Origin of the sequence: Trujillonella endophytica (assembly GCF_900110555.1) — a bacterium.
GTDB lineage: Bacteria > Actinomycetota > Actinomycetes > Mycobacteriales > Geodermatophilaceae > Trujillonella > Trujillonella endophytica.
Genome location: NZ_FOEE01000028.1, coordinates 1 through 4360 on the forward strand (window position 1 = coordinate 1; position 4360 = coordinate 4360).

A 4360-nucleotide genomic window follows, 5' to 3' on the forward strand; every position below is an offset into this window, starting at 1 on the left:
GCACCCGCGCCTACGTCGCCCGCCGCACCGCCCAGGGACTGAGCAAGAAAGAGATCATGCGCTGCCTCAAGCGCTACGTCGTCCGTGAGGTCCACACCGCGCTACTCGCCGACTTTGACGACCTGGTCTCCACTGCTTGACGCCGATAGGAGCATCCCCCGCAGCCCACCCCGCGGCCCTGCTGGCCGCGGGGCACAGGCGCGCGCCCTGCTGGCAAGGACGTCGGACGGCGCCGGGCGACGTCACGCGGGGGCGTGGAGCGGCGGGCGCTCGAGCACGCGTGGCCTGTACTCGACCATCTGGATGCGGCCGTCGAAGGTCCGGTGGTCGATCATCTCGAGGGCGACGTCGGGGTAGCCGTCGTAGATGCGTTCCTCGCCCGTGGCCCCGGTGATCACCGGGAAGATGCCGACCCGGAAGCGATCGACGAGTCCGGCGGTCAGCAGGGACCGGCACAGGCTGAGGCTGCCGATCGTGCTGAGGAGCCCCGAGCCGCTCTCCTTCATGGCGCGGACCGCGTCGACGGCGTCGCCGCGGACGAGCGTGGAGTTGGCCCACGCCAGTGGCTCCTCGAGCGAGGAGGAGAAGACGACCTTGGACGCCTGCGTGAGCTCGTCGACGGATGCCTCTTCCTCGGGCCTGAACTCCTCCTGGCCGCCCGGAACCTCGCCCGCGGCGAAGCCCGACATCAGGCGGTAGGTGTTCGCTCCCATCAGGTAGGTGACCTCGGGCTGCTCGCCGAGCCACGCGAGGTACTCCGGGCCCTCGAGGCCCCAGAACCCGGGCCAGCCCTCTCCCGACGCGTAGCCGTCGAGGGAGGTGATGAAGTCGACGAGAAGCTCTGACATGGCGGCGTCCCTTCCAGGGGTGGTGCGACCACGACCGGCCGGGAGCCGCGAACTCATCGGCCGCGCTGCGGGAGACGAGGAACCCGCGAGGCCGCAACCGACCCTGCCGGCGATTGCCCGACGATGCCGGGGCGATCGCGCCGGCAACGCCGGGAAGCCGCCGGCACGGTGCGCCGAGCCGTCGAAGCAGCCGTCGACGCAGCCGGCGGCTCCGCGCAGCGAGTGGGGGGTGGAGCTCAGCGGCCGGGATCAGCCGATCGACGGGGCGAGCTGCCAGGCGGCCGGCACCGCGATCGCGCCGCCCGGGGTGACCGGGGAGAGATCGAGCACCAGCCGGGTGGGCTGGAAGGCCTCGGCGTAGCCGAGCCGGGCCTGGGCGCCCCAGTGCCGGGCCGAGGCGACCACCGCGTCGGGCTCGACCATGGCCGACAGCTCCACCTGGGTGGCGTGCGCGGCGAGCGCGGCGATCTTGCCCGTGACGTGCGCGGTCACGTCGACGTAGACGGTCGGGCTGAACGACAGCGTCGACGGGCTCTGGTAGTGCAGCACCCGCGGCAGCCGCCGGGCCGCGCCCTGCGTCGCGGAGGCGACGGCGCGGTGGTCCTGGTGGCTGTCGTCGGGCGCGTGCACGTAGACGAGGTCGGCGCGGGTCGCCCGCAGCACGCGCTCGATCAGGCGCACGGTGCCGGAGTCCGCGACGACCTCGCAGTCGTGCAGGCCGCCCCAGACGAGCCGGGCGCCGATCAGCTGGGCGGCCCGCTCCTGCTCGGCACGCCGGCCGGCACCGCGGGCACCGTTCCCGGGGCCGTTCTCGCCGCCGGTGACCACGAGCATCGTCACGTCGTCGCCGGCCGCGACGTGCGCGAGCAGCGCGCCCCCGCAGCCGAGCTCGATGTCGTCGGGGTGCGCGCCGATGGCCAGCACGCTGCGCCCTGTACCCGCGCCGTCCATGGCCAGGTCCTCCAGTCCGGGGCGGTGCGTTCCGCCCTCGCGAACTCCATCGGCACGGGGCCGGAGCCACCCGAACAATGCAGCCCGGACCTCCCCCCTGAGGGGGAGATCCGGGCGGTGGACGGCGTTGCGGTCAGCCGGCGAGGCGCGCCGTGGGCACCAGCCGGTGCACCGCCGGCAGGTCCTCGGCACGCCGCCGCGGCGCGGGGGCCAGGTCGAGGACCATCCGCGTCGGCGCGAACGCCTCCGCGTAGCCGATCCGGGCCTGGGCGCCCCAGTGCCGGGCCGAGGCCACGACGGCGTCGGGCTCGACCATCGCCGACAGCTCCACCTGCGAGGCGTGCGCCCCGAGCGCGTGCAGCTTGCCGGTGAGGTGCGCGGTCACGTCGACGTAGACGGTCGGGGTGAACGACAGCGTCGACGGGCTCTGGTAGTGCAGCACCCGCGAGAGCCGCCGAGCCGCCCCCTGCGCCGCCGAGGCGATCGCGCGGTGGTCCTGGTGGCTGTCGTCGGGGGCGTGCACGTAGACGACGTCGGCAGCGGTCTCCTCGAGCACCCCCTCGATGAGGGCGACGGTGGCGGCATCGGCGGTCAGCATGCAGTCGTACATGCCGCCCCAGACGAGCCGGGCGCCGAGGGCGCGGGCGGCAGCCTCCTGCTCGAGCCGGCGCCCGGTCACGTGCTCCGGATCGCCGGGGCCGCTCTCGCCGCCGGTCATCACCAGCATCGTCACGGTGTCCCCCGCCGCCGCGTGGGCCAGCAACGTGGCGCCGCAGCCCAGTTCGACGTCGTCGGGGTGGGCGCCGATCGCGAGGACGCTGCGCATCCGGCTCAGGCCCCCGCGTCGGGCGACGGCGGAGAGTCCGCGAGGCGGTTCAGCCGGCGCTTGTGGCGCACCAGCACGGCCGCACCCACGACGCCGGCCGCGCCGAGCGCCACCGCGGTGCCGGTGCCGTTGCCGTCGGCCGGCAGCACCGTGCTGGGCGGGCACTCCTGCGCGTAGTTCACGTACTGCGAGTACCGCAGCGTCGTGCCGTTGAGCACCCAGCGCGCGTCCTGCTGGAAGATCTCGGCGTAGGTCAGCCGGACCGTCCAGACGCCGTGTACGGTGCCGGCCGCGAACTGCTTCGGCTGCTGGCCCTGGAGGCGGGTCGGGTAGACCTGGTTCGTCGTCCCGTAGGCGTACGTCTTCTGGCTGCCGGGATTGGTGTAGCCGAGGACGACCCAGAAGGTGCCGTCGTTGTTGTACCGGTAGCAGTCGACGATCGGGGCCACGCCGGTGTTCGCCGAGGCGGTGCCCGGGGTGAAGATCAGGGCCAGGGCCGCGATCACCCCGATCGTCGCGAGCCGCGCGATCCGCGCGCGGATGCGCGAGCCGGTGTTCCTGCTGCTGCCTGCCATGGCGTCGTCCCTCGGGGTGCTCCGGAGCGGCCTTCCCGCTCCACCCGGGTGGGATCGACCACCGGGGCCCCGGACTGGAGGGTCCGGCGCCCGAGATCACCCCAAGGAGGGAGCGGACGTCTCCGGCTCCGAGCGCCGCGCGCGGCGCTGGGACCGCGCGATCAGCGCTGCGCCGAACAGGCCGGCCGCGCCGAAGACCATGAGCGGGCCGAGGCCGTTGCCGTCGGCCGGCAGCTGCATGCTCTGCGGGCACGACGTCGCGTTCTCCATCCCCGCGACGTACTGCAGCACCGTGCCGTCCAGGTTCCAGCGGCCCGTCTTCGAGTTGGCCTCGGTCCAGGTCAGGGTCACGGAGAAGGCGGCGTGCACCGTCCCGGGGGCGAACGTCGTGGGCTGGCTGCCCTGGAGGCGGGTCGGCGTGAACTGGTTCGCCGTCCCGTGAGGGATCGTCCTCGACGACCCGGTGGGGTTCGTGTACCCCAGGACGGCGGTGATCGTGGAGTCGCTGTTGATCCGGTAGCAGTCGAGGAAGCCCGTCACCGGGCCCGCGGCCGAGGCCGTGCCCGGGGTCGCGACCACCGCGACGGCGGCGACCGCGACCGCCGTGAGCGACCTCGTGAGCCGCGTGCGCATGCGGGAGACCGTTCCCGTGCCGGTGCCTGCCATGGCGTCGTCCCTCGTCCGTCCGGAGCGGCCTGCCCGCTCGACCCTGGAGAGATCGGACGTCCCGGGCCGGGACCGGAGCGTCCCGGCGAGGAGACCACCCCGACGGGGGAGATGCTCCTATCGGCGTCAAGCAGTGGAGACCAGGTCGTCAAAGTCGGCGAGTAGCGCGGCGTGGACCTCACGGACGACGTAGCGCTTGAGGCAGCGCATGATCTCTTTCTTGCTCAGTCCCTGGGCGGTGCGGCGGGCGACGTAGGCGCGGGTGCGGTCGTCGTGGCGCATCCGGCAGAGCACGATCCGATGGATCGCGTTGTTGGCGGCGCGGTCGCCGCCGCGGTTGAGCCGGTGGCGGTCGGTGCGTCCGGAGCTGGCCGGCAGGGGGCTGATCCCGGCCAGGTGCGCCAGGGCGGCCTCGCTGCGCAGCCGGTGCGGGTTGTCGCCGGCGGTGACCAGCAGCTGTCCGGCCACGTCCGCGCCGGCGCCGAAGAGCGCCG

Annotated in this window: 6 protein-coding genes and 1 pseudogene; 1 reads left to right on the forward strand and 6 read right to left on the reverse strand. The window is 73.8% G+C overall.

Annotated elements, in window-relative coordinates; translation table 11 throughout:
* Window positions 1–140: pseudogene (locus BMY88_RS24545) on the forward strand (IS110 family transposase); the annotation flags it as partial.
* Window positions 141–242: 102 nt separating this feature from the next.
* Here the strand turns inward: BMY88_RS24545 and BMY88_RS23090 are convergent.
* The 6 genes from BMY88_RS23090 to BMY88_RS23115 all read right to left on the reverse strand — a co-directional run.
* Window positions 243–848, reverse strand: coding sequence for a dihydrofolate reductase family protein (locus tag BMY88_RS23090; protein ID WP_091949761.1), 606 nt, complete (start codon window positions 846–848; stop codon window positions 243–245).
* A 249-nt stretch (window positions 849–1097) separates the two neighbouring features.
* Entirely contained in the window at window positions 1098–1799 is a 702-nt protein-coding gene (locus tag BMY88_RS23095) for a PIG-L deacetylase family protein (protein ID WP_091949764.1), read from the reverse strand.
* Between the two features lie 133 nt (window positions 1800–1932).
* Window positions 1933–2625, reverse strand: a complete 693-nt coding sequence (locus BMY88_RS23100; RefSeq protein ID WP_091949767.1) for a PIG-L deacetylase family protein — start codon at window positions 2623–2625, stop codon at window positions 1933–1935.
* Window positions 2626–2630: 5 nt separating this feature from the next.
* A complete protein-coding gene (locus tag BMY88_RS23105) occupies window positions 2631–3200 on the reverse strand; it encodes a hypothetical protein (protein WP_091949770.1) in 570 nt (189 codons plus the stop codon).
* A gap of 96 nt (window positions 3201–3296) precedes the next feature.
* The gene (locus tag BMY88_RS23110) at window positions 3297–3866 is read right to left on the reverse strand and encodes a hypothetical protein (RefSeq protein WP_091949773.1); all 570 of its coding nucleotides are present in this window, start codon (window positions 3864–3866) and stop codon (window positions 3297–3299) included.
* A gap of 126 nt (window positions 3867–3992) precedes the next feature.
* A partial coding sequence (locus tag BMY88_RS23115) for a transposase (protein WP_139220570.1) occupies window positions 3993–4360 on the reverse strand: 368 nt, incomplete at its 5' end.

What these genes read in the sequence shown, in the direction of transcription:
- BMY88_RS23090 (WP_091949761.1), bottom strand. Translation starts at nt 848, where the DNA reads ATGTCAGAGCTTCTCGTCGACTTCATCACCTCCCTCGACGGCTACGCG.
- BMY88_RS23095 (WP_091949764.1), bottom strand. Translation starts at nt 1,799, where the DNA reads ATGGACGGCGCGGGTACAGGGCGCAGCGTGCTGGCCATCGGCGCGCAC.
- BMY88_RS23100 (WP_091949767.1), bottom strand. Translation starts at nt 2,625, where the DNA reads ATGCGCAGCGTCCTCGCGATCGGCGCCCACCCCGACGACGTCGAACTG.
- BMY88_RS23105 (WP_091949770.1), bottom strand. Translation starts at nt 3,200, where the DNA reads ATGGCAGGCAGCAGCAGGAACACCGGCTCGCGCATCCGCGCGCGGATC.
- BMY88_RS23110 (WP_091949773.1), bottom strand. Translation starts at nt 3,866, where the DNA reads ATGGCAGGCACCGGCACGGGAACGGTCTCCCGCATGCGCACGCGGCTC.